The sequence below is a fragment of the Ureibacillus sp. FSL K6-2830 genome, from assembly GCF_038004145.1.
In the GTDB taxonomy this organism is placed as follows: Bacteria; Bacillota; Bacilli; order Bacillales_A; family Planococcaceae; genus Ureibacillus; species Ureibacillus thermosphaericus.
In genome coordinates, this window is sequence record NZ_JBBOQR010000001.1 from 459,786 (window position 1) to 486,077 (window position 26,292).

Genomic DNA, 26,292 nt, shown 5'->3' on the forward strand with positions numbered 1-26,292 from the left:
TATTATTTTTTGCTAATGGTCATATTAAAGGCTTTAAAATAATCGCTAGTTGGATTTTTATATTTTAAATTTGCTATTTTTAATTTAATTTTCTACACTAGTGTCGCATAAAAAATATCAACAGACATAATAAATCTGAATTTTCTGTAACTATATTTTTCTATAAAAAAATCCTTTATAATGGTTTGGTGGTAGTAAACCTATCGAAAACTTAGGTATAACTGGGGAAAAATTAGGGTTAGTGAATAGCCCCTAACCGCCCCCTTGACATTTACTAGATTCTTAGCAATTTATTCTGATAACTTTTTCTATAACTATTAGTTCTTTAATTGAAAAGCATTTTGCAAAACATAAAACCCCAAAACCGGATTATATGGATTCAGAATTTTCTTTATTATATTATTTGGAAATTTATAATTTTTTGGTAGATTGTATTTAAACTCATTCTGGGTACTATTTTGTTAATAGAACTTGCTTTGTCGCAAATTCATAAAACAGTGATCGTCTTCTAGACCCCACTTTTACAGTAATTTAGGTAGTTTTATACATTCATATGAGTTTTAACACTTGAAAGCCTTAGATTCTATTTTTACATCACTAGAAATCCAAATTATTCAAAATACGGTAAAATAAAGTATAGGTTTTGTGTAGGAGTGAAAAGATGGTTAGAAGAAAAGGCATTTATCAAATAAAAATTCGTAATCAACAACTGATTTGTTCATTTTGCCAAAACTATGAATTTACACATCGCGAGGTTTATTTGGATAGAGTAACTTTCAATAAGGATGAAAAAGAGAAACTGACATTGCAATCTTTTACCTGTACATCTTGTGGTGATATTCGATTGTTTCAAGAAAAATTTCGGTATGACCATTCTTTGCAAAAACACATATCGATTATTGAGTACACGGAAGTGATAAAAAATGACCAGAACAGATGAGCCTTTACGTCCCTTAAAAAGTCGAATTACGATTTTTGATGAGCCAATTATTTGCAGTTTCTGTAACTATGATGTGTTCATTCCTTATGAAGTATATGTAAATGTTGAAGAGCCAGGTATTGGTGTATATCATGTTCGCTACACAGCCATTTGCCAGCACTGTGGACAAGCAAAAATTTTTAGTGATCCCAGTCACTTTGATGAAAAAACCAAAAATTACATTTGGGCATTGAATCAGTATTTACTTTCCGAAAGAAAATATAAAATTAAAATTATATTTTATATCGGGAAAAAAGAGAGGATAAATTACAGACATTTTTAGATATGTTACTAGAAAGTCAATTTGAAATTGATAGCATTCTCCGTGAAAAAACAGAAGTTTCCGTACGGGCAAAAATTACTACTATGAATGAACTCCAATGGATTAGGGATACAATTATGAATTCTGCAGGAAAATTATTTATTACGATTAAGAGTTTAAGCATTAAATAAGATGCTATTAGTGGATTTAACAAAATGACGATGGAGGGATTTTTGTGATTCCTATGGTTTCAATAATTCTATATATAGTTAGTTTAATAATTCTTTTTGTTGTTATCGAAACTGCAGTTAGAAGAGGGATTAACAGTTCAATCGTTGGACAAGCAATTGAGAAGAAATTTGGTATTACAGAAGAAAAGAAAAAATCATTTTTTGATAATGATTTAGATGATGAGCGATGATATCTACTTCAACAATTGTAGAAGGGAGGAAAGTATGATTGACTATTTTGAAAGAAAGTTGAGACTAAAAAGGTTTAGAGGGTGTTTTTTGATATAAATAAATTATATTTTTTCTGAATTTTGTTGTAGCCGAAAGATATATTAAATGGAAGGCACCTCACACTCTATAGGGTCGCCTTCCATTTTTAAGGTTTAGGATTATAATAAGTAATAACTAAAAAAACACCGATACCACCAATCGCAAGGTAGTCGGTACTTCGATTTCGCGCGAAGGCAAAATACTATGAATGAAAAAGATTAATATTTTGAATGTCTTGTTGTTTCATGCCCAATCAAGATAATCTTCCCATTCCACTAAAAGCATTTATGATATCTGCAAAGAGAATGGACTGAAATCGAAAAGTTTAACTGCAATATCGAAAATAAAAACAAGAATATCGTTAATCAATCAATGGATTTTATTACAATATTCGAATCATTTTTCTCTTTGTCATATTCAACTGTTACTTCAAGTTCAAAATCAAAATTTTTCTTGTTATCATGCATGGAAAAAAACATCCGATTCGGATTTTCTAATAATTTTATTGACTCACTACTTTTACTAAAAACAATATCGCTATTCATATCATTGAAAGATAGCGCATTAAACATTCCTTCTGTCAGTACAGCAAAATTTGTTTTTTAATCATTCGTGTCAAACACAATGATTAGATCATCAACGCCATCATTTGTTACATCAAACCAAATCTTATTATATACATTAGCGTCTGGAAATCGTGATTGAAATCTTTTATCTAGTTCTTCAGTATCCTTTTCATTATCTAGTTCTTCGTGTATGATTTCTTTTGCATATTCAACCTCACTAACACGATTATCAAAATTCGATTCACAACCTACCAACATCACAATCAATAACAAACTAATATTTAATAGATATTTCATAACCCCCATCATTCTAAAATTTTGTATATTTTATCATTTTTTGTGAAGATTTTGGAGGTAAGTGTTGGATATTTTTCCCATCACCAACGATGCATTTCGTTTACAGACAACGAAAAATACCATTTAATTAGATTTCCGAAAGTCTAAACAATGTTGTAGTCTATAAAACCTTCTAACATTTAATTATAAATTTGTAAAATATACCACAATAGATTGTTGTTTTATTCCAAGTATTGGCATACTCTAAGTCTTGAGCCTTTATCGTGCATTGATAGACATTTTTAAATCAAAATGGAGTTAAAATCGGGTTTAGAGCATAACTTCAAACCCCTACATTCCTTGATATTACTAGATTTTGAGCATGTTTTATGATAATTTTTCTATATCCAATCGTTTGAGTAAATGTAAGAAAGAAAGCGGGGATTCGATGAAAAAACGTAGATTAGGTACAAGTGCTTTTGAAATTTCCGAAATCAGTTTAGGGTGCATGTCCCTTCCAACAAACTTAGAAGAAGCAAAACCAGTAATTGAAACAGCTATCGAATGTGGCATTAATTATTTTGATACAGCTGATTTATATAATAAAGGCATTAATGAAGAAATTGTCGGTGAACTGTTAAAGCCCTATCGAGACCAAGTATTCATTGCTACAAAGGTCGGAAATCGCTGGAATGTTAACGGTGATGGCTGGTATTGGGATGCATCAAAAGAACATATTGAAGAAGGAGTAAAAGAAAGTTTACACCGATTAAAAACCGATTATATTGATTTATATCAACTTCATGGCGGCACTATCGACGATCCATGGGATGACATCATCGACACTTTTGAGAAATTAAAAAAGGAAGGACTCATTCGGGAGTACGGCATATCTTCCATTCGTCCAAATGTTTTTCAATCCTTTTTTGAACGCAGCCAAGCCGTATCCAATATGATGCAATATAGCATTTTGGATAGACGACCAGAGGAATGGCTACCTTTCTTTGAAGAAAAAGGCGTTTCGATTGTTACACGAGGTTCCATTGCAAAGGGATTATTGACGGATGAGTGGAAAAAACGAGTGGAAAAAGTCGATTCCTATTTGAATTACTCGAAAGAAGAGCTTGTCTCTATTTTAGAAAAAATTGAATCGCAATACGGATCGGTTCACCCTGCTGCGATTGCTTATAATTTGAGTCAACCTGCTGTAGCATCCATTGTTGTTGGAGCAAGAACAAAGGAACAGCTGCTGATAAATATGAAGGCTTATGAAGAAGCTCAAAACATCACCGACATTTCTTTTATTCAAAGTATTACAAAACAAGAAATATATACTGATCACCGATGAAGAAATATTTGTTTTTCGTCATCACTTCGCTAATCATTTTATATTATCTTTCTAGCATGCCTTATGAACAGCAGACTATTGTTCCTGAATTAAGAGTGCTTCTAAGCAACCAACCTTTTTATGACTTGTTAAGTAAAATTGAAGTAACATATTGGGGGAGAACGATTTCTGTCGAAACCCGTGGATATTATTATTTCGTTGAATTTTTGATTCGTAAAGCATTGCATTTTATTGGCTATGGAATCGTTGCCGTGCTCTTATATTTGCTATTTCGTCGATTGAAATGGACATTTGCAGCGGTTATTTCTTGTGTAGTTACATTCTTCATTGCCATGTTAGATGAATATCACCAAACTTTCGTAGATGGACGTACTGGTGTGTTTGATGATGTTTTAATTGATACGGCAGGTGCCATTACTTTTATTTTTTGTCTAAAGATATATTTTTTTATAAAATATTTGTTGAATCGAAAATCTTATTAGATTGCCAAAAAACAACCTAGCTTCTATTTGCTAGGTTGTTTTGCGTTTTATCTATTATCATCTAATTATATATCTGCTCTCTTACTGCTTCTTCCACTTCGCTGAAAGCCTAATGGGTTTTTGGAACATCTGAAAACGTTGGAGTTTCTACATTAGTTAATGGCCCTCGTTTGAAAAGCATGTTTATTACTTTTACCGCTTGAGCTCTTGTTAGTTCCGGGATGATAATACGAGCAGTGTCAAAACCTTGTTAAAAATTCTGCTCTCGTTGGTATTTTCTACTCAAAATTACGTTTACGAATTCTATTTCGATATAAGATATTGAAAGAAAAATAGTTTATTGATAAACTTTTGAAGTTACCATCAAAAAAAATGATGATTTTGTTTAATAAAAGTGATAACTAAGATTAGGAAAGCGCAAATTGTCATTCCTTTCCTAGTTAACGAGTCTTGGGGGCAACAAGATGAAACAGAAAGAATTAAAAAGAGAATTAAAAAACAGGCATGTACAATTAATTGCAATCGGGGGAACAATCGGTACCGGACTGTTTTTAGGATCTGGTGCTGCAATTTCTAAAGCAGGTCCATCCATTTTATTAGTTTATCTTATTGTTGGGACTGCCCTATTTTTTGTGATGCGTTCCCTAGGAGAGATGCTGTTATCCAATGCTGGGTATCAATCCTTTACCGATTTCGCTACAGATTATATAGGTTCTTGGGCAGGGTATGTAACAGGATGGACATATTGGTTCTGCTGGATTATGACAGCGATGGCTGATGTGATTGCTGTTGGTGTATATGTTCGTTATTGGTTCGATATCCCTCAATGGATTCCAACATTGATTGCGATTATTTTATTGCTCTTATTGAATCTATTAACTGTAAAACTATTTGGAGAGTTGGAATTTTGGTTTGCAATTATTAAAGTAATTACGATTATTGCTTTAATTGTAATCGGTTTTTTCTTAATCATGATTGGATTTGAAACGGATACTGGTCATGTGTCAGTAAGCAATATTTGGAGTCATGGTGGAATTTTTCCAAATGGTATGATTGGATTCCTTTTTGCATTCCAGATGGTCGTATTCTCTTTTGTAGGAGTTGAACTTGTGGGGGTAGCAGCAGCGGAGACTTCGAATCCCGAAAAAAATATACCCTCTGCTATCAATAAAATTCCCATTCGTATATTGCTGTTTTATGTAGGAGCAATTTTTGTCATTTTATGCATTAATCCTTGGACTGAATTAAGTGCTACCAATAGCCCGTTTGTACAAGTCTTTACTTTGGCAGGAATTCCACTGGCTAGCGGCATTATCAATTTCGTTGTGTTAACATCAGCCGCTTCTGCCGGAAATAGCGGTTTATTTTCAACAAGCCGGATGATGTACAATTTAAGTAAGAACCATCTAGGGCCAAAATTCCTATCAACATTAAATAAAAACTTTGTCCCTGGAAATGCACTTTTCATTTCTTCCATCGTTGTTTCAATAGGGGCTCTATTAAGTTATGTTATTCCAGATACAGCTTTTAGTATTGTCACCACAATTAGTGCTATCTGTTTTATTTGGGTTTGGAGCATTATTTTAATTACTCATATAATTTATTTAAGAAAAAGACCGGATTTACATAAAACATCCATTTTTAAAGCTCCTCTTGCACCATTTGTAAATTATATTGTGTTGATATTTTTTGTGGCTGTATTAGTCGTGATGTTGATTTCCGAAGAAACAAGAATAGCGGTTTTACTTACTCCGATTTGGTTTATTATTTTGTTTATTACTTACGCCCTTCGCAAGAAAAAATAAGCGCAGGGCGTTTTTTCTGGAAATTCCCTTTTATGTATGTGATACGTAGATTGAGGTATGATGATTGAAGAACTCATTACCGAGACAGAGATACGAATCAATCTTTAAGCACACTAAATGAAAAAAGTGTCGCATTATTTTGCGACACCTTTTTATTAGTACTTAGAGCCTTTATCTCCATACTTTTCAAGCAATTCTGCAAAGCTCATATTTTTCTCCCGCTGTTTTCTTTCAAATTCGAGCTGTGCTTGTCGTTCTTCCTCTTTTCTTTTTTCCTCAGCGGCTAATTCTTTCTTTGCTTCTTTTAATTTTGCGATTAACTCGCTATCTAGTTGATCTTGAAGAGTAATCCCTTCATTTGTTGCTTGATGATTAGTGTTCTTATTCTTTTTAGCCATATTCTCACCTGCTTACTTTTTTGCGGTGGAAACAACAGCTTATCGTTGAATAATTGTTGCGACTCCTTGTCCACCACCAATGCAAAGTGTGGCAAGCCCGTACTTCACATCTCGTTTTTGCATTTCATGAAGAAGCGTCACTAAAATACGTGTTCCACTTGCACCGATTGGATGTCCAAGGGCAATTGCTCCACCATTTACATTTAGTTTATCAGAATCAAAGTGAAGTTCGCGATCAACAGCAATAGACTGAGCTGCGAAAGCTTCATTTGCTTCAATTAAATCGATTTGATCGAGCGTTAAGTCAGCTTTCTTTAAAGCTTTTCGAACAGCTTCAGCTGGACCAATACCCATAATCGCAGGATCTACCCCAACTGCAGCGTTTGCCACAATCGAAGCGAGCGGTTTAATTCCTAACTCTTCCGCTTTTTTCTTAGACATGACCACAACTGCTGCAGCACCATCGTTAATTCCGGAAGCGTTTCCAGCAGTGACTGTTCCATCTTTTTTGAAAGCTGGACGTAATGCGGATAATTTTTCTACCGTTGTGCCAGGGCGTACAAATTCATCTGCATCGAAAATAATTGGATCCCCTTTGCGTTGAGGAATTTCAACTGGCACAATTTCATCTTTGAATTTCCCTTCCTCAATCGCTTTTGCTGCACGAGCTTGGGAACGTGCCGCGAACTCATCTTGTTCTTGTCGCGTAATATGATATTGAGAAGCTAAATTTTCTGCTGTTACCCCCATATGATAATCGTTAAATGCACACCATAATCCATCATGAATCATGCTATCAATTAGGTTTTGATTGCCCATTTTAAAGCCGGAGCGAGCATTTTTTAATAGATAAGGTGCTTGACTCATATTTTCAAACCCGCCAGCCACAACGATGTCGGCTTCACCTACTGCAATGGCTTGTGAGGCAAGGTGTACCGTCTTTAAACCGGAACCACAAACTTTATTAATTGTCATAGCCGGAACTGTTTTTGGAAGTCCCGCTTCTATTGCTGCTTGGCGAGCTGGATTTTGTCCTAACCCTGCTTGCAAAACATTTCCCATGATGACTTCATCCACTTGATCCCGTTGAATTCCTGCACGACGTAACGCTTCTTTAATGACAATCGCGCCTAATGTTGTGGCAGGGACATCTTTTAACGAACCTTGGAAAGAACCTATTGCTGTTCTAACCGCACTTACAATAACTACATCATTTAACATGAACATCTCCCCCAATTTCAGTTTACATTGTATACACGATTTTGTGTGAATCCTAGAAACTAAAAATGTATTAGTAGAAAACAATTCAAAACCGTGCAATATTATTCTACCAAATGATATGTTATATTTTGTTTCATAATTAATATTTTTTGTTAATTTGCGTTCATTTTCGACTTTTCAAAATTTATTGTCTTTATACATATTATCAAAAATGCGAAGGAGGAGTCCTAGATGAAAAAGAAAAAACGTAAAATTCTTTGGTTTTCAACTTTCATTACAATGACAGCTAGTGTACTGACTACAATTTTTGGTTTTGCATTAACAAATCGTCTCATGTACATCCAAAAGAAAGATGACGATTTTATATTAGATCGAGAATTGAAAGCGAATCGATTTGATGAAAACTGGTATAATCACGTGAAAAGAGATGAATTTACAATCGATTCCCCTAACGGCTATCCAATTAAAGGCATACTTTTACAACCTTGCCCTACGAAAAACACTGTGATTATTTGTCACGGTGTCACGGAAAATAAAATAAATTCAATTAAATATGCGCGAATGTTTGAAAGGTTAGGATTTAATTCTTTTGTTTACGATCATCGAAGACATGGAGAGACCGGTGGAAAGACAACAAGCTATGGCTATTATGAAAAGTTCGACTTAGACGCTGTTGTCAAAATGGTTCGTTCAGTTATTGGAGAAGATGCAAAATTAGGGATTCATGGTGAGTCGATGGGTGCTGCAACCATGATTTTATATGCAGGTACGGTTGGAAATCATGTAGATTTTTATATTTCGGACTGCGCTTTTTCTGATTTTGAAGAATTGTTGCGTCACATCGTCAAAAATTCAACCCGCATCAATCCTGATATTCCTATTCATTTAGCGGATTTCTTTATTCGTTTCCGAGATGGCTATCGCTTTAAACATCTCACACCGAAAGAAGCAGTAAAAAATATTAAGAAACCTATGCTATTTATTCATAGCATTCCAGATACATTCATTCCTTGTAAAATGACAGAAGAAATGTATGAATTGAAGAATGGCCCAAAAGCATTAAAACTATTTGAGATGGGAGCTCATGCCCAATCATTTAATGAAAACCCAAGAGAATACGAAGAAACGGTTCGCGAGTTCTTAGAGAAATATATATATTAGAGAGGTTTGATTAGCATCAAATTCTTTTCCTATACTTCTTTTGTATTTAATTCGGACAAAAGAAAACAAGCCCTCGATTGATAAAGCTTCTTATGAGGGCTTGTGTAGAATCCAGCGCCATTATAGATGGATTTAGTGCAATAGTTTCCCTTTTTATGTATATTTCAAATCCTCATACGCTGAAAATCCATCAGCTAGTGTATTTATCTCACCAACTTGTGCACTTACTTCTCTTGCTCGTGCATTTCTCTCACCAACTCGTGCACTTACTTCTCTTGCTCGTGCATTTCTCTCACCAACTCGTGCACTTACTTCTCTTGCTCGTGCATTTCTCTCACCAACTCGTGCACTTAGCTCAATATCTTGTGCATATAACCACTAGCTTGTGCACTTAGCTCACTCACTTGTGCATTTAGCTCGCTCGCTTGTGCATATAGCTCACTCACTTGTGCATTTAGCTTACTCACTTGTGCATATAACCAACTAGCTTGTGCATATAACCAACTAGCTTGTGCATTTAGCTCACTCACTTGTGCATATAGCCACTAGCTCGTGCATATAACCACTAGCTTGTGCATTTAGCTCACTCACTTGTGCATATAACCACTAGCTTGTGCATTTAGCTCACTCACTTGTGCATATAGCTCACTCACTTGTGCATATAGCTCACTCACTTGTGCATATAACCACTAGCTTGTGCATTTAGCTCGCTCTCTTGTGCATATAACCACTAGCTTGTGCATTTAGCTCAATCGCTTGTGCATATAACCACTAGCTTGTGCATTTAGCTCAATCGCTTGTGCATATAACCACTAGCTTGTGCATTTAGCTCGCTCTCTTGTGCATATAACCACTAGCTTGTGCACTTAGCTCACTCACTTGTGCATATAACCACTAGCTTGTGCATTTAGCTCAATCGCTTGTGCATATGACCACTAGCTTGTGCATTTAGCTCACTCACTTGTGCATATAACTACTAGCTTGTGCATTTAGCTTACTCACTTGTGCATATAACCAACTAGCTTGTGCATATAGCTCACTCACTTGTGCATATAGCTCACTCACTTGTGCATATAACCACTAGCTTGTGCATTTAGCTCGCTCTCTTGTGCATATAACCACTAGCTTGTGCATTGATCATACCCGCAAGAGCAGATACATACCAATCTCGTGCATATCATTCATCAACTCTGCAAAAAACTCACACGTATAATACAATCATATCTGCATAGATCTCCTCAACTGCAAATATACTATGACCAATGCATAAACTTCATCAATCCACAATAAAAAAGGTTATCCCTTTCCAGAATAATTCCGATACAGGACAACCTTGTATGATTATTTTTGTTTTTCTTGAATTTTATTTAATTGAGCCATCATTTGACGAACTTGTTTTTCAGATGGTTTACGACCCATTTGTGCCATCATTACACGAATCATTTGTTCATTAATTGGTGGGTTTTCTTTTAAATATTTCATCATTGATTGACGAGCTAGGAAGAATCCTAACGCAACGCCAGCTACTAACGCAATAATAATTAATAATATCGCTAGCCAAGTTTCCACAATACTTACCTCCCTCTCAACTTTTCCCGAGAAAAACTTTACTCTCCACGATGGATTATACACTATCCATAACAGCGATTCTAGTTTTTCCCGAATTTTTCTAAACCCATACACTTTACATACCTTATGTATTTTAACCAAATTCCTCTATAATATAAAGATATTTTTCCAAAATAAAATATTTTTAATTTTCATACTTTATCTAACTCAAAAAAATCCGAACTTATTTGAAACTCTCTGTACTAGAGTTTCAAATATTGTTCGGATGCTGTGATCATTCAAAATTCGTTATTTCGAATTTTCAGTAATCCATTGTTCAATAAATGGATAGTTTTCAGCTACGGCGCGTTTACCAGTAATAACCGAAACGTGTCCTGCATTAACAACATGCAATGTTTTATTTTTGCTGGAGACTTTAGCATTCAACGGTTCAATTTGTTGCGGTAACACAATATTATCGCGAGTGGCAACAATATTTAATAAGTTCGCTGTAATGTTTGACAATAATACTCTTTCACCTCGAACTTCTAATTCATCGTTAATCAATTTGTTTTCTTGGTAAAAATCGCGTATCCATTGGCGATATGCCTCACCCGGAAATGGCACACCATCATTTAGCCATTTTTGCATTAGCTTCCAGTTTAAAATTTTCTCTTCATTTTCAATATTAGAAGCAACATTGACGTAAACACCTACAGTATTTGAAAGTGGATTTAATAATTTATTACCAAAATCAATGAATTCAAACGGTACATTTCCGAAAGTTTCTACAATATTATCTAATTTGAAGTAGCGTTTATCTAACCAATTTGTATAAAGTCCGGCATCTTCGAAATCAATTGGACTTGTTAACAAGACTACATTGCGAATCGGCAATTTCTTTTGATAAAGAGCAGTAAAAATCGCCGTCATCGTTCCGCCCATGCAATACCCAAACATCGTGATTTCTTTTGCGCCAGAATGTTTTAGCACTTTTTTTACAGCCCGTGGTATATAATCAACAATATAATCTTCTAATTTCATATGGCGGTCCTCGAAACCAGCCGTACCCCAATCTAGCAAATATACATCATGGCCGCGGTCTGTTAAATACTCTATAAAACTATTCCCAGGGTACAAATCTAATATATAAGGTTTATTAATGAGTGCATAAATCATTAAAATTGGCACTTTATTCGTTTTTACTTTATTTGGCTGATAACGATATAATTTCGCTTTATTTTTTGTCCAGATCATTTCTTTTGGCGTTTGACCCACTTGAGGTTCTGGATCGGTAAATAATACTTTATTGAAACGTTGCAATTTTTCGAAATCTTTGTTTTTAGGCAAACTTTCAAACCATTCTTTTAATGGTGTTGTATCAACAGTAACCACAAAATCCCTCCCATCAATTGTTCCAATTAAACGATTTACATATATAGACCACCGTTTACAGCAATCGCTTGACCTGTTACATAGTCCGCTTGAACAAGATATAACACCGCTTGAGCAACTTCGCTCGGCAGTCCTAATCGTTTCATTGGAACTTTTTCTACAATATTATTCAGTACTTTTTCCGGCATAGCAGCCACCATTTCCGTTCCGATGTATCCAGGGCACACTGCATTCACCGTAATACCTTTGGAAGCAGTTTCTAATGCTAAAGATTTCGTAAAACCTAAAATCCCTGCTTTTGTTGCTGAATAGTTAGTTTGTCCAAAGGCACCAGCTTGGCCTACGATGGAGCTAATCGTTACAATGCGGCCATCATTTTGCTCTAACATATGTTGGATGACTGATTTCGTTGCATTGAACACACCATTTAAGTTTACATTGATTACAGTATCCCAGTCTTCTTTTGACATATTTTTAAATGTACGGTCTTTTGTAATTCCTGCATTGTTAATTAAAATATCAATCTTTCCAAATTTCTCTTTTACTTCTGTTGCTAGTTTTTCAGTATCATCAAAAACGGATACATCCGCTTGAAGGGCATGGAATTTGCCGCCTTCTTCTTCAATTACTTTCGCAACATCTTCAATTTGTTTTGGGCTGTTATTATATGTGCCAATAACCGTTGCACCATTTCTGGCTAACACCTTTGCAATCTCTGCACCAATTCCACGGGATGCACCAGTTACAATTGCCACTTTTCCTTCCAATGGTTTTAATGAATTCACTTTTTCTACTTCAAATACTGTAGTTGTCATAAAACAGTCTCCCTTTCTGAATATATTTTTATCTAAAGATTATTTTGAAACCGTTTTGTTTGTTGTTGCCGCTACAGTAGCATTTGAGTCTGCTATTGATTCAATCGACTTATTTAATAATTCAATGACCTTATCGAGTTTCTTTTCTAATGAAGAAACGGATTTTTTCAGAGCATCCATTTCTTTTACTAAGCGCTCTTCTTTCTCTTCTATTTCATCTTCCAATTGATCAATTTTTGAATCAACATCAATAATGAGGGAAGCCACATTGGCAATTTCATCACGTGATGGTATATTTGTTTGTTTTAAATAGCTTTCCGTCATTTTATTGACAAGTTCTTGAAATTGAACATATTGACTTTGAATTTGTCCTAAACTTTCAGCAAAAGATTTTTTCTCTAATGTTTCTTGAATGGCATCATGCCATGCACTTTCTGTTTTGTTATAGATTTCTTTCCATAAAGAAAAAACATCAAAGGTTGATTGGGTCAACGAAGATCATCTCCTCTACAAATCTTTTTATTTTTTTCATAACATATTTCAATATATTATTTATGCAGAAATTTCATTCTTATGAAGAATTTACAAATTTATGAATTTTTTGTAAAAAATATATAATTTCAAACAAAAACAGTTGACAACAAATACATCTATGTGTAAATTACATATATAAGTAAATAGCAGAGGGCGGTGTAAAAATATTGGTATCGAAAGATGAAAAAAAGAAACCGAAAAGTCCAAGTATTGGAACGCCGAAAAACTTTTTAATCCCCATCATGTTGTTACATTTACGTGAATTTAACACTCATGGTTATGAACTGATGGAGAAAATTACAAAGTTTGGTATTGAATCATTGGATCACGGAAATTTTTATCGCCTATTAAGACAGCTTGAAAAAGAGAATTTAGTAACTTCTGTTTGGGATACAAGTTCTGGAGGACCAGCAAAACGCATTTATTCCATTACAGAAGCTGGCGAAAAATATTTAGATATGTGGGCTAATTCTTTAAGTGAATATCAACGTTTATTAAATCAATTTTTCAATTTATATAATCCATTTTTCACACCAAATACGACATCAAAACGATTAGAAGAACAATTCGCAGCAACTCCTCAAGCAACAGACGTACCAACCAAAGAAAAAACATCTACGAAAACCACTTCAACAAAAGCAAAATCCACAGCATCCACGACAAAACCTAAATCCACTCGTACTCGCAAAACAAAAGCACAAAGTTCCAATGCACCTGAAGAGCAACCACAATCTTAAATTTTTGGATGTAATGCATGAAAATGCATTCATTATAAATTTAAACTCTGGTTACATTAAAGGAGGAAATCAAGTAATGGCAAAAGAGCAACTTGCAAAAGGTGTAGATTTAGTATGGGACAGCTGGGTAAATAGCTTAAAGACGATTGAAAAAGTCCAAGAAGACTTTGAAAAAAGAGCTCTACAAACATTTAACGTACAAAAGGAATTTATTGAATCTTCCGTAAATGCCATTAATGCCATTGAAGAAGAAGCGAGAAAAGCTTCAAGAGAATGGCAAGAAAGACTTGAAAATAGCTTCAAAGAATTAGGTAAAGAAGGTCAATTCGATGACATTTCGAAATGGTTGGAAAGCGTTCAAGAAATTACAGACAAAGCACAAAATTTAGCTTGGAAACCAAACAACGCAGTTCTTGATTTATTTACAAATGCGCAAAAACAAATCGAAATAACGCTTCAACAAGCAATCGAGCAACAAAAACAAGAACGCATTGAAACATTAAATAAAATCGAAGAAATTGCTAATCAATTAAAAGAAACTCATAAAAAATTGTTGGCAGTTGCAGAATAATTTTTCCTACTAAACTTATAGTTAAATCTCCTTTTTATTAAAAAAAATCCCCTAACTCCCCTTTAAAACCCTGTTGTCCCATGTTGCCAACAGGGTTTTTCATTTCTTTCTAATACGACGCATATTTCACCGGCTTTAACCAACCACATTCATGTTCCTCTTTATTAAATGCAAGAAAAGAATCATTTATTTGGCTTAAACTTTGGAACAAATCTAAATCAAGCATTCGCGATCCTTCACAAATGGCTTCAATATAATATTCGAACACTTTAATTTTAATTCGGCCTTTTAATTTATGTTCAAACCCTAAGTAATCATCCATCCAATGCATTTCAGGAAAAGATTTTTGAAGATGCTGATAAATTTTTCCCTCTACATCCCCTTCAATTGGTTCGCATAGATAACTTAATTGTTTTCTTGTAGAGGACTCCTGTTGATCATCTATTTTTGCAACCATTTCTAGCAGCATTCTTTCCCTTCCAAAAACGAATGATTGATATTGTTTTTTTATGATGAATATTGAATATATTCTCATCTGTCTGTCCTCCTCCCTAACCTCATTATAATTGAAAGATTTTGAATTTTTTGTCAAACCTTGTCCCAATTATCGATATTTTTTTGCCAAATTCCGATAAAATCTTTCTTCTATTTTTATATCCAAATGTCGGTCTTGAGTCTTAGTCGAAAATACAATTCAAGGTCATTTTGAGAAATAGTAATGCATTGTAACATTAAGGTACAAACGAGAAAGGAGAATGAAAATGAAAAAATTACTCTTATTGCTTGCAGCAGTGGTTCTAGTATTCATTATCCTTGGAACATTAGGACCTTTATTAGGGCTAGCTTTTGCCTTAGCTTTTGTATTCCTAGGAATGCACTATTACGTTAAAAGTAATTCTGTTTTTAGCAAGGTGATTTGGATATTCATTGGTTTAATTGGATTATTGATGGCTGTATCCAATATCCCTGCTTTAGTTGGTCTTGTAGCAATCGTCCTCTTATATGCGCTATATAAAAAATGGAAAAATGAAGATATTACACTTCCTATCAAAGAAGAGGATGATCCTTTCACAAACTTTGAAAATGAATGGTCAAAAATTACAAAATAAGGAGAGATTTTAAATGATGAGTTTATTAAAACGTTTTCGCTATACATTAGAAGCAGATTTACATGCACTGTTTGACAAAAAAGAAGCGAAAAATCCAATTGCTATGTTAAATCAATATATTCGCGAAGCTGAAAAACAAACAGAACAAACAGGGAAACTATTAGAAAGACAAAGATTATTAAAAGAAGAATTGGAACAAAATTTAAAAGAAACTGGCAAAATGCTAGAGAGAAGAACAAATCAATTGGATTTAGCAAAAGCTAGCGGTGAAGAAGATTTAATTCTCTTTGCGACACAAGAAGTGGAAACTTACAAAAGCCGCCAAATGACATTACAAGAAAGCTTAAATCAAGCGAAGGAGGAAGTCATTCAATTAGAACAAAAATTTGAAATGATGAAGCATAAGATTCAAGATATGAAAGTTCGACAACTGCAATTAATGGGGAAAGAAAATGTCGTGCGAGCGAATGTAAAGATGAATCGTGTATTAAATTCTGAAGATATGAACTTCCATGAGCTATCAACTTATATTGATCAACTATCAAATAAAATTGAGAAAAACTACGAATATACTCAACTCGAAACTCGCTTAGCCCTATTAGAACAACAATCAACCAAAAATAACGATGAAACATCGATACTCTCATTAAAGGAATAATCGAACATGCTATAATGAAAAAGATAAGAAATTAAGAAGGGAATTTTCTCCCTTCTTTATTATTATTAAACATTTATCGTGCAACATGAAGGAGGAACCACGTTGAAAAGTTTGACGACGAAGCAGTTAACAACCATTTTTATTATGATGTTGCTTATTGTTTTTGCGGAGCTAACCATTTTCAATAACGGTGGTGCCTTCTTTCTAATTATTGGTGCATTTCTTCTTTATAAAAGTTTTGTAAAAGAGAAAAAGCTGTATTTTTGGTTAGGTGCTTTTTTTATCTTTTTAGCTATTATCACCATTTGGAGTTTGCGATTCTTTATCGTCTGCGTAATCATTTATATTCTCTTTAAACATTTAACAAAACATCATAAAGAAGTAACCATTTTAGCAAAAGACTTTGAATTAGGGACAGTTCAGAAAAATGATTTACTACACACCTCATCCATTCCAATGGAAAATTATAAATGGCAAGATATCCAAATCCAAAACTTTTTAGGCGATTACACGATTGATGTGACAGAAACGATTTTACCAGCAGGTACTTCTGTCATAACGATTCGCCAAGGGATAGGAAAAATAAAAATTATTTTACCTTATGAAATTCCTTTCCGCATTCAATATTCTACTCTAATTGGTGAGGCAAAATTATTGCATTATTCACCGAAAAGATTGTGGAATGAACGGCTTGTTTTTGAAGATGGTGACCCGAATGAAGCAAAACGAAAACTAGTTATTCATGTGGCTACTTGGCTTGGGGATGTGGAGGTGATTCGGAAATGATTTCACTGATATTCCGCACCTTTACGATTTCACTGATTATTTTAGGTATGTTTTTTGGACTTTTCTATTTATTATATGGTGTACCAAATGAAACAACTTGGAGTCCTATATGGGAAAATTATTATAACGAGCTGCCGCTTTTTGCAATTATTGTAATTGGTACGTTCATTATCAGCTTTTTCATAAGCTTATGGTGGATGATTGTAGAAAAATCAAAAGAATTCACTACATTACATTATGTAAAGCAATTGGCTGAGCCTGAGCTAACTGTTAAACGAAACGTTTCCTATCCACTCCGAAAAGCTTTAATTGAAACGAATGAATTAATCGTAACGCAACGAAAAAGTCTGCAACGTTTATCCAATGAAAAAGCAGAAGCAAGTGACAAAATCATTCAGGAACGTATTATCGCAGAAAGACAAAGACTTGCAAGGGAACTTCATGATTCCGTTTCTCAACAATTGTTTGCTGCGTCGATGTTGTTATCTTCCATAACTGAAACGGAGACTCCACCGGATAATGCAAAACATACGCTAATACAAATTGAAAAAATGGTGCAGCAAGCCCAATTAGAAATGCGTGCATTGTTATTACATCTCCGACCAATCGCATTAAAAAACAATACCCTTGCTCAAGGGTTAAAAGAATTAATTAACGAATTAAAGCAAAAAGTCAACGTTGAAATTGAATATGAAATTGAAGAGATTCAGCTTTCAAAAGCTGAGGAAGACCATTTATTCCGCATCGCTCAAGAAGCGTTATCGAATACGTTGCGCCATGCAAAAGCAACGGAAGTGGAACTGCTACTGATCGAAAGAGATCAACTGGCAATATTAAGAATTCAAGACAATGGCCGCGGATTTGATATGAATAAAGAATCCAATACGACTTCTTATGGATTACGAAACATCGCGGAGCGTGCTGTGGAAATTGGAGGAAAATATAAAATAGTTTCGGTGCCTGGCGAAGGAACCATTGTTGAAGTAAAAGTACCATTGAAAGCACAAGATGAGATGGAAGAAAAGATTTCACTTGATGAAATACGGGAAAAGCATTTGATGGAACAGAAAAATTCGGGAGGTGAATCAGATGATTAAAGTATTCATTGCCGATGATCATGAGATGGTTCGCATCGGTGTCTCTGCATACCTATCAGCCCAATCAGATATGACCGTTGTCGGAGAAGCAAGTAATGGTCAAGAGGCAGTGGAAAAAATTCTCCAGCTTAAGCCTGACATTGATATTATCTTGATGGATAATGTGATGCCAGTTATGAACGGTGCTGAAGCGACGAAAGTAATTTTAAAAGCATGGCCGGAAGCAAAAGTTATGATGGTGACAAGTTTTCTTGATGATGATAAAGTTTACCCTGCACTAGAAGCTGGCGCTATCAGCTACATTTTAAAAACTTCCAATGCCAAACAAATTGCAGAAGCGATTCGAAAAACCGTTAGTGGCGAATCCGTTTTGGAGCCTGAAGTCACTTCAAAGATGATTAACCGGATGCGAAATACAAATAGCCATCCCCTTCATGAACAATTAACTGATCGGGAAATGGAAGTATTATTACTTATAGCCCAAGGTAAATCAAATCAAGAAATTGCAGATGAATTATTTATCGCTTTGAAAACCGTAAAAACGCACGTGAGCAATATCTTATCGAAATTGGAAGTTCAAGACAGAACCCAAGCAGTGGTATATGCATTCCAAAATGGGCTGGTGAAATAACGCGTTACGGGGTGTTTAGAAAGTTGTATGCTTTCTGGGCATCCTTGCTTCTTCTATGCTCCTCCGCTAGTCGAACGAATTCCCACGATTCTTTCAAATAAACTCAAAATGTCCTTGCAAGGTTCGCCTAAGGAAATTTACTTTAAATTCTTCTATTTCACTAAAAAAAGAGGATACCCTCTATATAGAAGATATCCTTCTTTCACCATTATAATGCTTTTACTTTTGCCACTACATTGTCGACAGTAAATCCGTATTTTTCCATTACCACTTCTCCTGGGGCACTTGCACCAAACTTATCAATCGCAAGTACATCTCCTTCAGTGCCAACATATTTATGCCAGCCTAAAGAAGAACCCATTTCAATAGCCAATCGTTTTGTCACCGCTTTTGGCAATACGGATTCTTTATATTCAGCAGACTGCTGTTCAAATCGATCAACAGACGGCATCGATACAACCGATACATCGATACCATCTTCTCGTAATTTCTCTTGAGCTTTCACCGCTAATGCAACTTCAGAACCTGTAGCGATTAGAATAGCATCTGGTGTATCTTTTGTCGCTGGTGATACGACATATGCACCTTTTGCAACACCTTCTTTAGCTAGAGCTGCTGTATTTTCAAGCACAGGCAAGTTTTGGCGTGAAAGCACTAAAATTGTTGGTTGATTTGTTGATTGAATGGCAAGTTTCCATGCTTCTTTTGATTCATTTGCATCAGCAGGGCGAATAACAGAAACATTTGGCATAGCACGGAAAGATGCTAAATGTTCAATTGGCTCATGTGTTGGCCCATCTTCCCCTACAGCGATTGAGTCGTGCGTGAACACATAAGTAACTGGTAGTCCCATCAATGCAGATAAGCGAACTGCTGGTCGAATATAATCAGAGAAGACGAAGAATGTACCACCAAATACTCTTAAACCACCATGTAGCGCCATACCGTTTAAAGCTGCACCCATCGCAAACTCGCGCACGCCAAACCAAACGTTGCGACCTTCAGGTGTTTGCGCTGAAAAATCGCCTCCACCTTTAATTGTTGTTTTGTTAGAACCAGCAAGGTCGGCACTTCCTCCAAAGAAATAAGGCACTTTTTTCGCTAATGCATTAATTACATCGCCAGAAGATGAACGAGTCGCAATAGATTTTCCAGGCTCATATGCAGGAATCTCTTCATCAAAATCTTCTGGAAGTTCATTATTCATAGCTTTCATAAATTGCTCTGCTAATTCTGGATATTCCTTTTTATAGTTTTCAAATTTCTCGTTCCATTCTGCCTCAGCCTGTACACCGTTTACTTCAGCAGCTGCTTTGAATGTTTCATACACTTCTTCCGGAATTTCAAACGGCTCGTGCTTCCAGCCATAGAATTCCTTCGTTAACTGAACTTCGTCAGCTCCAAGTGGTGCACCGTGAACATCGGATTTTCCAGATTTATTTGGTGAACCATAACCAATTACTGTTTTTATTTCAATTAATGTTGGTTTCCCTTTTGACTGCTTTGCTTGTGCAATGGCGTCATTAATTGCATCCACATCTGTGCCATCTTCTACACGAATATAGTTCCATCCACAAGCTTCAAAACGCTTTTGAATGTTTTCAGAGAAGGCTTTTGAAAGATCGCCGTCTAATGAAATATCATTTGAATCGTACAGTACGATTAATTTTTCAAGTTGTAAATGTCCTGCTAATGAAATAGCTTCGCCAGCAACGCCTTCCATTAAATCTCCATCACCGCAAAGAGCAAAAGTATAATGATCTACAATTTCATGACCAGGTTTATTGTATATAGCTGCTAAGTGACGTTCAGCCATCGCCATACCAACAGCCATTGCAATACCTTGTCCAAGTGGGCCAGTTGTTGCTTCAACCCCTACTGTGTGACCGTACTCAGGATGCCCAGGCGTTTTTGAACCCCATTGGCGGAAATTTTTGATTTCTTCCATATCTAAGCCATATCCACCTAAATGGAGAAGGCTGTATAATAACATGGAACCGTGTCCTGCGGAAAGAATAAAGCGGTCGCGGTTAAACCATTTTGGGTTTTTTGGATTATGGCGCATTTGTTTCGTCCATAATGTGTATGCCATTGGAGCTGCACCCATTGGAAGACCTGGATGCCCAGAGTTCGCTTTTTCAATGGCGTCAATTGATAAAGTTCGGATTGCGTTAATTGCGAGTAAATCCGCTGTAGTCGTCATATGATTGACATCCTTTCTCGTGCTAAATATTTGTTCCGTATTCAGTTTAGACAACATTTACAGAGAAAACAATCTAATTTTTAGGAATGTCATATTTTTTACTTTAGATAGCAATATACTTATAACTCGTTAATTTAATTTATTGCGGCGAAGCTGTTTTATTTTATCCGGTGTGACATCGTTACCTTCGATATCATATACTTGCACATTTTCAATCGTCTTTCTAAATGACTCACGGAAAGCCTCTAAATATTCTTTCCTTAACATTGTGCGCTCTTTCGCTTCTTCTTCTGTTAATTTGCCCTCCTTCGCTTTTCTCGTCAATTCATTGATGCGGGCAATTTTTTCTTTAGACAACATTCCATTCACACCTTTCCTTTTCAATACATAAAAGGATATGCAAAAAAGACTCGAAGTGCAAGTAGATTAATCTTCGAGTCTTTCTTTATATTCCATATATCTGCGATGAACAGTTGCTTTACTTACCTCATATCCTAAACCTCTCAAAATTGAAGCAATTTCTTGGAATGTTAACCCCTTTTCCCGTAAATTGACAACTTCTTCAATCGGAACATCAATCCGTTCTCTCCCTTCACGTTTATGTTTATTTTTAAAATTTCGTTCAGGGCGATATCCGTTTTCCACTGCTCGACGCATTCCTCGTTTTATTTTGGCATTATGTATTTTCCGCTGATATTCTTCAACAATAGCTAAAATTTCTAACAGCATCGTATCCATTTCATTCATTGTTAATGGACCGGCATCATTAAGAGAATATATTTCTATATCGCTTTTTTTTAGCAAATGCAATATTGCAACGCGGGCATGTCCACGGCCTAAACGCGTTTCATCTTGAACGAAAACACTTCCAATATTGTGTTCCACAATATAATCCATCATTTCGAGCAACCCTTCTCGGTTTACATCATATCCGCTATGTTGATCTTCGAAAATATTGACTACTTGAAACCCTAATTGTTGGGCATAGATTGAGAGTTCCTCTTTTTGTCGTTCTAATGAAGTTTCTTGCTCGTTTTTTTCAGTGCTTACCCTTGCATATATAACCGCTTTATTTTCTTTCATTGTCTTTTACAGCTACCTTTATTGATTGAATTTCTTCTTCATTCATCGCAATATAGATTGCATCTTTCGGAATAGGAATCATTAATGTCTCACCTGCAATGATATAATCAACGTTGATGTTGTTTTCCTTCGCTACTGTTCGAATCCATTCCTCCGTCGTCATATATCCTTTATAGCGATCTGCTAATGTCCAAAGCGTATCGCCTTCTTTAATTGTAATTTGTTCAAACGTCATATCTCCATCATCTGTAATGAAAATATAAGCAATAATGAGTAATGTTACAATAGATAGAATTTTAATATAATGATTCTTCTCTAACCAACTCATTTTCCGTTCCCCTTTTCTCGAATGTTTGTTCGGAATATCTGTTCTTAATATAATGCGAACGTACGTTTTTGTCAATAGGTTTTTTCGAACTTGTGTTTGCATTGTTCGAGATGTGCTGTTATACTATATGTAAAATATGTAAAACTATTCACATTAGAGGTGACCAACATGGAGAAATTATCAAAAAGACAAAAGGATATTTTAGAATTTATAAAAGAGGAAGTTCGAGCAAAAGGGTATCCTCCATCCGTTCGCGAAATAGGTGAAGCAGTTGGGCTTGCCTCTAGCTCAACAGTACACGGTCACCTTACGCGCCTAGAACAAAAAGGATATATTCGGAGAGATCCTACTAAACCTCGAGCAATAGAAATATTGGATAGTGACGAAGTGGTTCAAAAACAGCCAGTTGTCCATGTGCCATTAGTCGGTAGAGTAACTGCTGGTAGTCCAATAACAGCGATTGAAAATATAGAAGAATATTTTCCGCTACCTGCTACATACGGAACAAGTGAAGATCAGCTGTTCATGCTAGAAGTAATGGGAGATTCGATGATTGAAGCCGGTATTTTAGATGGAGATTACGTCGTTGTGAAAAAGGCATCTACTGCAAACAACGGAGAAATTGTAGTTGCCATGACGGAAGAAAATGAAGCGACTGTGAAACGATTTTATAAAGAAAAGAATTATTTCCGCTTACAACCTGAAAACTCTTCTATGGAACCAATCATTGTCGATAATGTCACGATTTTAGGAATTGTAGTTGGTTTATATAGAAAATTTCATTAATTACTAGAAAAACTCGCAAACTATTCATCTGAATGCGAGTTTTCTTCATTATTATTCTTTTGTACAAGCAGCAACAAATGCTTTGAATAATTTTATTGCTCCTTCCTCACCATTAAAAGCCAGCTCTTCTGGATGCCATTGAACGCCGATGCAAAATGGTGAAGTTTTATGTTCTACCGCTTCCACGATGCCGTCGCTAGCCACTCCGACAATTGTCAGGTCTTTTGCAATCTCTTTTACAGCTTGATGATGGAAAGAATTCACTGCTATTTTTGTGGAGCTTACAACTTGCTGCAATTTACACTTATCTTGAAGATGAACAAAATGGGATGTTTCGGAACGATGAGAATTTTGAGTATGCAGAAGAATTTCTCTTTCATTTTGTGAGTAAATATCTTGGATAATTGTCCCACCTAGCGCTACGTTTAACACTTGCAATCCACGGCAAATTGCAAGAATCGGGATATTTCGTTGAAGTGCAATCTTTGTCCATTGAATTTCCCTTTCGTCACGCTTTGTTACAACTCTCCCCAATTTAGGAAGCGGTTCTTCACCAAAAAGGATGGGATTGATATCTCCTCCTCCTGTGAGCAATAATCCATCGATTTTATTTATCAATTGTTCTCCATCTTCTTCTGAAATATAAGGAAGGCAAATTGGAATTCCACCTGCATTGAGAACGGCTTGCACGTATGAATCATTTACCCGATATGTTCCCCCCTCCCAATCCATTGTTATACCTATAATTGGTTTCATATAGTCATCCCCCTTGCCATTATATTATGTAATATATTTTATTATATTTGAATTGTATAGGAATATTTTGGTATTTTTTGAGTATTCATTTTATGGGAGACTCTTTGCATAATCGTGAATCTTTACACAAGAGAAACGAATTATTTGCTCCTGATACTTCATATCTGCTCAAGTGGACACCCTTTTCGCACAAGAATACTCCATCTACACTAGTGGGCACTCTAAACATGTTGTTTTTTTATCTGCTCAAGTGGACACCCCTTTTATACACACATGTTGGTATTATTTGCACTTTATTCGCACATGTGGCTGTTCTATCTACACAAGCAAGTACTCTATTCGCACATGTTTCAACTTTATCTACACGAGCGGACACTCTATCTGCACAAGCAAGTACTCTATTCGCACGAGTTGCCACCTTATCTACACAAGCAGACACCCTATTCGCACATGTTTCAACTTTATCTACACGAGCGGACACTCTATCTGCACATGTTGGTTCCTTATCTACACAAGCAGACACCCTATTCGCACGAGTTGCCACCTTATCTACACAAGCAGACACCCTATCCGCACGAGTTGCCACCTTATCTACACAAGCGGGTACTCTATCTGCACATGTTGGTACCCTATCTACACAAGCGGATACCTATTCGCACATGTTTCAACTTTATCTACACAAGCGGGTACTCTATCTGCACAAGCAAGTACTTTATCCGCACGAGTTGCCACCTTATCTGCACAAGCGGATACCTATTCGCACATGTTTCAACTTTATCTACACAATCAGACACTCTATCTGCACAAGCAAGTACTTTATCCGCACGAGTTGCCACCTTATCTACACAAGCAGACACTCTATCCGCACGAGTTGCCACCTTATCTACACAAGCGGGTACTCTATCTGCACATGTTGGTACCCTATCTACACAAGCGGACACCTTATTCGCACATGTTTCAACTTTATCTACACAAGCGGACACTCTATCTGCACATGTTGGTACCCTATCTACACAAGCAGACACTCTATCCGCACGAGTTGCCACCTTATCTACACAAGCGGGTACTCTATCTGCACATGTTGGTACCCTATCTACACAAGCGGACACTCTATCTGCACATGTTGGTACCCTATCTACACAAGCAGACACCCTATTCGCACATGTTTCAACTTTATCTACACAAGCGGACACTCTATCTGCACAAGTTGGTTCCTTATCTACACAAGCAGACACCCTATACGCACGAGTTGCCACCTTATCTACACAAGCAGACACCCTATTCGCACATGTTTCAACTTTATCTACACAAGCGGACACTCTATCTGCACATGTTGGTACCCTATCTACACAAGCGGATACCTATTCGCACATGTTTCAACTTTATCTACACGAGCGGGTACTCTATCTGCACAAGCAAGTACTTTATCCGCACAAGTTGCCACCTTATCTACACAAGCAGACACCCTATTCGCACGAGTTGCCACCTTATCTACACAAGCAGACACCCTATTCGCACATGTTTCAACTTTATCTACACGAGCGGACACTCTATCTGCACAAGCAAGTACTTTATCCGCACAAGTTGCCACCTTATCTACACAAGCGGGTACTCTATCTGCACAAGTTGGTTCCTTATCTACACAAGCAGACACCCTATTCGCACATGTTTCAACTTTATCTACACAAGCAAGTACTTTATCCGCACGAGTTGCCACCTTATCTACACAAGCAGACACCCTATTCGCACATGTTTCAACTTTATCTACACAAGCGGGTACTCTATCTGCACATGTTGGTACTCTATCTACACAAGCAGACACCCTATTCGCACGAGTTGCCACCTTATCTACACAAGCGGACACTCTATCTGCACATGTTGGTACCTTATCTACACAAGCAGACACCCTATTCGCACATGTTTCAACTTTATCTACACAAGCAAGTACTTTATCCGCACGAGTTGCCACCTTATCTACACAAGCGGGAACTCTATCTGCACATGTTGGTATCCTATCTACACAAGCAGACACCTTATTCGCACGAGTTGCCACCTTATCTACACAAGCAGACACCCTATCCGCACGAGTTGCCACCTTATCTACACAAGCGGGTACTCTATCTGCACAAGTTGGTTCCTTATCTACACAAGCAGACACCCTATTCGCACGAGTTGCCACCTTATCAAGCTTCAAAAACCTAACCTCACACACTATTGTTTTAACCCAAACAAAAAAGCACCACCCAAAATAGGTGAT

31 protein-coding genes are annotated in these 26,292 nt (G+C 36.1%); 14 read left to right on the forward strand and 17 right to left on the reverse strand.

The features are described from left to right. The first annotated feature begins 923 nt into the window (after positions 1–923). Together NSU17_RS02275 and NSU17_RS02280 are read left to right on the forward strand one after the other, a co-directional pair. Positions 924–1,262 (forward strand): hypothetical protein, encoded by a 339-nt coding sequence (locus NSU17_RS02275; RefSeq protein ID WP_340433598.1) that lies wholly within the window; start codon positions 924–926, stop codon positions 1,260–1,262. Positions 1,263–1,476: 214 nt separating this feature from the next. Next, a complete protein-coding gene (locus tag NSU17_RS02280) occupies positions 1,477–1,662 on the forward strand; it encodes a hypothetical protein (protein WP_340705528.1) in 186 nt (61 codons plus the stop codon). Between the two features lie 681 nt (positions 1,663–2,343). Here the strand turns inward: NSU17_RS02280 and NSU17_RS02285 are convergent. Next, complete coding sequence (locus tag NSU17_RS02285; protein ID WP_340704175.1) at positions 2,344–2,616, reverse strand: hypothetical protein; 273 nt, start codon at positions 2,614–2,616, stop codon at positions 2,344–2,346. Positions 2,617–3,031: 415 nt separating this feature from the next. On the opposite strand from NSU17_RS02285, the gene NSU17_RS02290 reads away from it, so the two are divergent. The 3 genes from NSU17_RS02290 (at position 3,032) to NSU17_RS02300 (ending at position 6,218) form a co-directional block, all read left to right on the forward strand. Then, positions 3,032–3,931, forward strand: a complete 900-nt coding sequence (locus NSU17_RS02290) for an aldo/keto reductase (RefSeq protein WP_340704176.1) — start codon at positions 3,032–3,034, stop codon at positions 3,929–3,931. A gap of 8 nt (positions 3,932–3,939) precedes the next feature. Beyond that, positions 3,940–4,413, forward strand: a complete 474-nt coding sequence (locus tag NSU17_RS02295) for a VanZ family protein (protein ID WP_340704177.1) — start codon at positions 3,940–3,942, stop codon at positions 4,411–4,413. Positions 4,414–4,877: 464 nt separating this feature from the next. Next, a complete protein-coding gene (locus NSU17_RS02300; RefSeq protein ID WP_340704178.1) occupies positions 4,878–6,218 on the forward strand; it encodes an amino acid permease in 1,341 nt (446 codons plus the stop codon). Between the two features lie 155 nt (positions 6,219–6,373). Here the strand turns inward: NSU17_RS02300 and NSU17_RS02305 are convergent, their stop codons facing one another. Further along, positions 6,374–6,616 carry a YqkE family protein gene (locus NSU17_RS02305; RefSeq protein ID WP_016836889.1) on the reverse strand — a complete coding sequence of 81 codons (243 nt, stop codon included), beginning with the start codon at positions 6,614–6,616 and terminating at the stop codon, positions 6,374–6,376. A gap of 39 nt (positions 6,617–6,655) precedes the next feature. Next, positions 6,656–7,837: an acetyl-CoA C-acetyltransferase gene (locus NSU17_RS02310; protein WP_096550757.1), complete on the reverse strand. Its 1,182-nt coding sequence runs from the start codon at positions 7,835–7,837 to the stop codon at positions 6,656–6,658. 231 nt (positions 7,838–8,068) lie between these two features. Between NSU17_RS02310 and NSU17_RS02315 the strand changes: the two genes are divergently transcribed. Continuing rightward, positions 8,069–8,998, forward strand: coding sequence for an alpha/beta hydrolase (locus tag NSU17_RS02315; protein ID WP_172597857.1), 930 nt, complete (start codon positions 8,069–8,071; stop codon positions 8,996–8,998). A 350-nt stretch (positions 8,999–9,348) separates the two neighbouring features. On the opposite strand, the gene NSU17_RS02320 is transcribed toward NSU17_RS02315, so the two are convergent. The 5 genes from NSU17_RS02320 to NSU17_RS02340 all read right to left on the reverse strand — a co-directional run bounded on the left by NSU17_RS02320 (position 9,349) and on the right by NSU17_RS02340 (position 13,248). Beyond that, entirely contained in the window at positions 9,349–9,528 is a 180-nt protein-coding gene (locus NSU17_RS02320) for a hypothetical protein (RefSeq protein ID WP_340704179.1), read from the reverse strand. 811 nt (positions 9,529–10,339) lie between these two features. Continuing rightward, positions 10,340–10,567, reverse strand: coding sequence for a YneF family protein (locus NSU17_RS02325; protein WP_096550754.1), 228 nt, complete (start codon positions 10,565–10,567; stop codon positions 10,340–10,342). 288 nt (positions 10,568–10,855) lie between these two features. Beyond that, the gene (gene phaC, locus NSU17_RS02330) at positions 10,856–11,941 is read right to left on the reverse strand and encodes a class III poly(R)-hydroxyalkanoic acid synthase subunit PhaC (protein WP_340704180.1); all 1,086 of its coding nucleotides are present in this window, start codon (positions 11,939–11,941) and stop codon (positions 10,856–10,858) included. A 35-nt stretch (positions 11,942–11,976) separates the two neighbouring features. Continuing rightward, positions 11,977–12,756, reverse strand: a complete 780-nt coding sequence (locus NSU17_RS02335; protein WP_340704181.1) for a beta-ketoacyl-ACP reductase — start codon at positions 12,754–12,756, stop codon at positions 11,977–11,979. 39 nt (positions 12,757–12,795) lie between these two features. Beyond that, positions 12,796–13,248 carry a polyhydroxyalkanoate biosynthesis repressor PhaR gene (locus tag NSU17_RS02340; RefSeq protein WP_340704182.1) on the reverse strand — a complete coding sequence of 151 codons (453 nt, stop codon included), beginning with the start codon at positions 13,246–13,248 and terminating at the stop codon, positions 12,796–12,798. Positions 13,249–13,457: 209 nt separating this feature from the next. Between NSU17_RS02340 and phaQ the strand changes: the two genes are divergently transcribed. Both phaQ and NSU17_RS02350 read left to right on the forward strand, forming a co-directional pair. Further along, complete coding sequence (gene phaQ / locus NSU17_RS02345) at positions 13,458–14,027, forward strand: poly-beta-hydroxybutyrate-responsive repressor (RefSeq protein ID WP_340704183.1); 570 nt, start codon at positions 13,458–13,460, stop codon at positions 14,025–14,027. A 76-nt stretch (positions 14,028–14,103) separates the two neighbouring features. After that, a complete protein-coding gene (locus NSU17_RS02350; RefSeq protein ID WP_340704184.1) occupies positions 14,104–14,598 on the forward strand; it encodes a PhaP protein in 495 nt (164 codons plus the stop codon). Between the two features lie 109 nt (positions 14,599–14,707). Here the strand turns inward: NSU17_RS02350 and sirA are convergent, their stop codons facing one another. Further along, positions 14,708–15,133, reverse strand: a complete 426-nt coding sequence (gene sirA / locus NSU17_RS02355; protein ID WP_340433660.1) for a sporulation inhibitor of replication protein SirA — start codon at positions 15,131–15,133, stop codon at positions 14,708–14,710. Positions 15,134–15,359: 226 nt separating this feature from the next. Here sirA and NSU17_RS02360 point away from each other — a divergent pair, with 226 nt between their 5' ends. The 5 genes from NSU17_RS02360 to NSU17_RS02380 all read left to right on the forward strand — a co-directional run bounded on the left by NSU17_RS02360 (position 15,360) and on the right by NSU17_RS02380 (position 18,879). Further along, on the forward strand, positions 15,360–15,707 hold the full coding sequence (locus NSU17_RS02360; RefSeq protein ID WP_016836879.1) for a lmo0954 family membrane protein: 348 nt from the start codon (positions 15,360–15,362) through the stop codon (positions 15,705–15,707). A 13-nt stretch (positions 15,708–15,720) separates the two neighbouring features. Next, positions 15,721–16,365, forward strand: coding sequence for a PspA/IM30 family protein (locus NSU17_RS02365; protein WP_340704185.1), 645 nt, complete (start codon positions 15,721–15,723; stop codon positions 16,363–16,365). Between the two features lie 102 nt (positions 16,366–16,467). Further along, a complete protein-coding gene (gene liaF, locus NSU17_RS02370) occupies positions 16,468–17,151 on the forward strand; it encodes a cell wall-active antibiotics response protein LiaF (RefSeq protein ID WP_340704186.1) in 684 nt (227 codons plus the stop codon). Continuing rightward, on the forward strand, positions 17,148–18,248 hold the full coding sequence (locus NSU17_RS02375; RefSeq protein WP_340704187.1) for a sensor histidine kinase: 1,101 nt from the start codon (positions 17,148–17,150) through the stop codon (positions 18,246–18,248). The genes liaF and NSU17_RS02375 overlap by 4 nt, the downstream gene beginning before the upstream one ends. Then, on the forward strand, positions 18,241–18,879 hold the full coding sequence (locus NSU17_RS02380; protein WP_340704188.1) for a response regulator transcription factor: 639 nt from the start codon (positions 18,241–18,243) through the stop codon (positions 18,877–18,879). The genes NSU17_RS02375 and NSU17_RS02380 overlap by 8 nt, the downstream gene beginning before the upstream one ends. Before the next feature lie 208 nt (positions 18,880–19,087). Here NSU17_RS02380 and tkt read toward each other — a convergent pair whose 3' ends face one another. From tkt to yneA, 4 genes are all read right to left on the reverse strand, one after another. Further along, positions 19,088–21,082: a transketolase gene (gene tkt, locus NSU17_RS02385; protein ID WP_340704189.1), complete on the reverse strand. Its 1,995-nt coding sequence runs from the start codon at positions 21,080–21,082 to the stop codon at positions 19,088–19,090. A gap of 129 nt (positions 21,083–21,211) precedes the next feature. After that, complete coding sequence (locus NSU17_RS02390; RefSeq protein WP_016836873.1) at positions 21,212–21,442, reverse strand: DUF896 domain-containing protein; 231 nt, start codon at positions 21,440–21,442, stop codon at positions 21,212–21,214. Positions 21,443–21,508: 66 nt separating this feature from the next. Continuing rightward, entirely contained in the window at positions 21,509–22,165 is a 657-nt protein-coding gene (locus NSU17_RS02395) for a YneB family resolvase-like protein (RefSeq protein WP_340704190.1), read from the reverse strand. Then, positions 22,152–22,493 (reverse strand): cell division suppressor protein YneA, encoded by a 342-nt coding sequence (gene yneA / locus NSU17_RS02400; protein ID WP_016836871.1) that lies wholly within the window; start codon positions 22,491–22,493, stop codon positions 22,152–22,154. The genes NSU17_RS02395 and yneA overlap by 14 nt, the downstream gene beginning before the upstream one ends. Positions 22,494–22,661: 168 nt before the next feature. Between yneA and lexA the strand changes: the two genes are divergently transcribed. Further along, on the forward strand, positions 22,662–23,279 hold the full coding sequence (lexA, locus tag NSU17_RS02405) for a transcriptional repressor LexA (RefSeq protein WP_016836870.1): 618 nt from the start codon (positions 22,662–22,664) through the stop codon (positions 23,277–23,279). A 51-nt stretch (positions 23,280–23,330) separates the two neighbouring features. On the opposite strand, the gene NSU17_RS02410 is transcribed toward lexA, so the two are convergent. The 4 genes from NSU17_RS02410 to NSU17_RS02425 all read right to left on the reverse strand — a co-directional run bounded on the left by NSU17_RS02410 (position 23,331) and on the right by NSU17_RS02425 (position 26,229). Continuing rightward, a complete protein-coding gene (locus NSU17_RS02410) occupies positions 23,331–24,035 on the reverse strand; it encodes a gamma-glutamyl-gamma-aminobutyrate hydrolase family protein (protein ID WP_340704191.1) in 705 nt (234 codons plus the stop codon). Between the two features lie 238 nt (positions 24,036–24,273). Then, positions 24,274–24,621, reverse strand: a complete 348-nt coding sequence (locus NSU17_RS02415) for a hypothetical protein (RefSeq protein ID WP_340704192.1) — start codon at positions 24,619–24,621, stop codon at positions 24,274–24,276. Positions 24,622–24,709: 88 nt separating this feature from the next. Continuing rightward, positions 24,710–25,354, reverse strand: a complete 645-nt coding sequence (locus NSU17_RS02420) for a hypothetical protein (RefSeq protein WP_340704193.1) — start codon at positions 25,352–25,354, stop codon at positions 24,710–24,712. 26 nt (positions 25,355–25,380) lie between these two features. Further along, positions 25,381–26,229 (reverse strand): hypothetical protein, encoded by an 849-nt coding sequence (locus NSU17_RS02425; protein WP_340704194.1) that lies wholly within the window; start codon positions 26,227–26,229, stop codon positions 25,381–25,383. Between the last annotated feature and the right edge of the window lie 63 nt (positions 26,230–26,292).

What these genes read in the sequence shown, in the direction of transcription:
- NSU17_RS02275 (WP_340433598.1), top strand. Translation starts at nt 924, where the DNA reads ATGACCAGAACAGATGAGCCTTTACGTCCCTTAAAAAGTCGAATTACG.
- NSU17_RS02285 (WP_340704175.1), bottom strand. Translation starts at nt 2,616, where the DNA reads ATGATGGGGGTTATGAAATATCTATTAAATATTAGTTTGTTATTGATT.
- NSU17_RS02290 (WP_340704176.1), top strand. Translation starts at nt 3,032, where the DNA reads ATGAAAAAACGTAGATTAGGTACAAGTGCTTTTGAAATTTCCGAAATC.
- NSU17_RS02300 (WP_340704178.1), top strand. Translation starts at nt 4,878, where the DNA reads ATGAAACAGAAAGAATTAAAAAGAGAATTAAAAAACAGGCATGTACAA.
- NSU17_RS02305 (WP_016836889.1), bottom strand. Translation starts at nt 6,616, where the DNA reads ATGGCTAAAAAGAATAAGAACACTAATCATCAAGCAACAAATGAAGGG.
- NSU17_RS02310 (WP_096550757.1), bottom strand. Translation starts at nt 7,837, where the DNA reads ATGTTAAATGATGTAGTTATTGTAAGTGCGGTTAGAACAGCAATAGGT.
- NSU17_RS02315 (WP_172597857.1), top strand. Translation starts at nt 8,069, where the DNA reads ATGAAAAAGAAAAAACGTAAAATTCTTTGGTTTTCAACTTTCATTACA.
- NSU17_RS02335 (WP_340704181.1), bottom strand. Translation starts at nt 12,756, where the DNA reads ATGACAACTACAGTATTTGAAGTAGAAAAAGTGAATTCATTAAAACCA.
- NSU17_RS02350 (WP_340704184.1), top strand. Translation starts at nt 14,104, where the DNA reads ATGGCAAAAGAGCAACTTGCAAAAGGTGTAGATTTAGTATGGGACAGC.
- sirA (WP_340433660.1), bottom strand. Translation starts at nt 15,133, where the DNA reads ATGAGAATATATTCAATATTCATCATAAAAAAACAATATCAATCATTC.
- NSU17_RS02360 (WP_016836879.1), top strand. Translation starts at nt 15,360, where the DNA reads ATGAAAAAATTACTCTTATTGCTTGCAGCAGTGGTTCTAGTATTCATT.
- NSU17_RS02365 (WP_340704185.1), top strand. Translation starts at nt 15,721, where the DNA reads ATGATGAGTTTATTAAAACGTTTTCGCTATACATTAGAAGCAGATTTA.
- NSU17_RS02375 (WP_340704187.1), top strand. Translation starts at nt 17,148, where the DNA reads ATGATTTCACTGATATTCCGCACCTTTACGATTTCACTGATTATTTTA.
- NSU17_RS02380 (WP_340704188.1), top strand. Translation starts at nt 18,241, where the DNA reads ATGATTAAAGTATTCATTGCCGATGATCATGAGATGGTTCGCATCGGT.
- tkt (WP_340704189.1), bottom strand. Translation starts at nt 21,082, where the DNA reads ATGACGACTACAGCGGATTTACTCGCAATTAACGCAATCCGAACTTTA.
- NSU17_RS02390 (WP_016836873.1), bottom strand. Translation starts at nt 21,442, where the DNA reads ATGTTGTCTAAAGAAAAAATTGCCCGCATCAATGAATTGACGAGAAAA.
- NSU17_RS02395 (WP_340704190.1), bottom strand. Translation starts at nt 22,165, where the DNA reads ATGAAAGAAAATAAAGCGGTTATATATGCAAGGGTAAGCACTGAAAAA.
- yneA (WP_016836871.1), bottom strand. Translation starts at nt 22,493, where the DNA reads ATGAGTTGGTTAGAGAAGAATCATTATATTAAAATTCTATCTATTGTA.
- lexA (WP_016836870.1), top strand. Translation starts at nt 22,662, where the DNA reads ATGGAGAAATTATCAAAAAGACAAAAGGATATTTTAGAATTTATAAAA.
- NSU17_RS02410 (WP_340704191.1), bottom strand. Translation starts at nt 24,035, where the DNA reads ATGAAACCAATTATAGGTATAACAATGGATTGGGAGGGGGGAACATAT.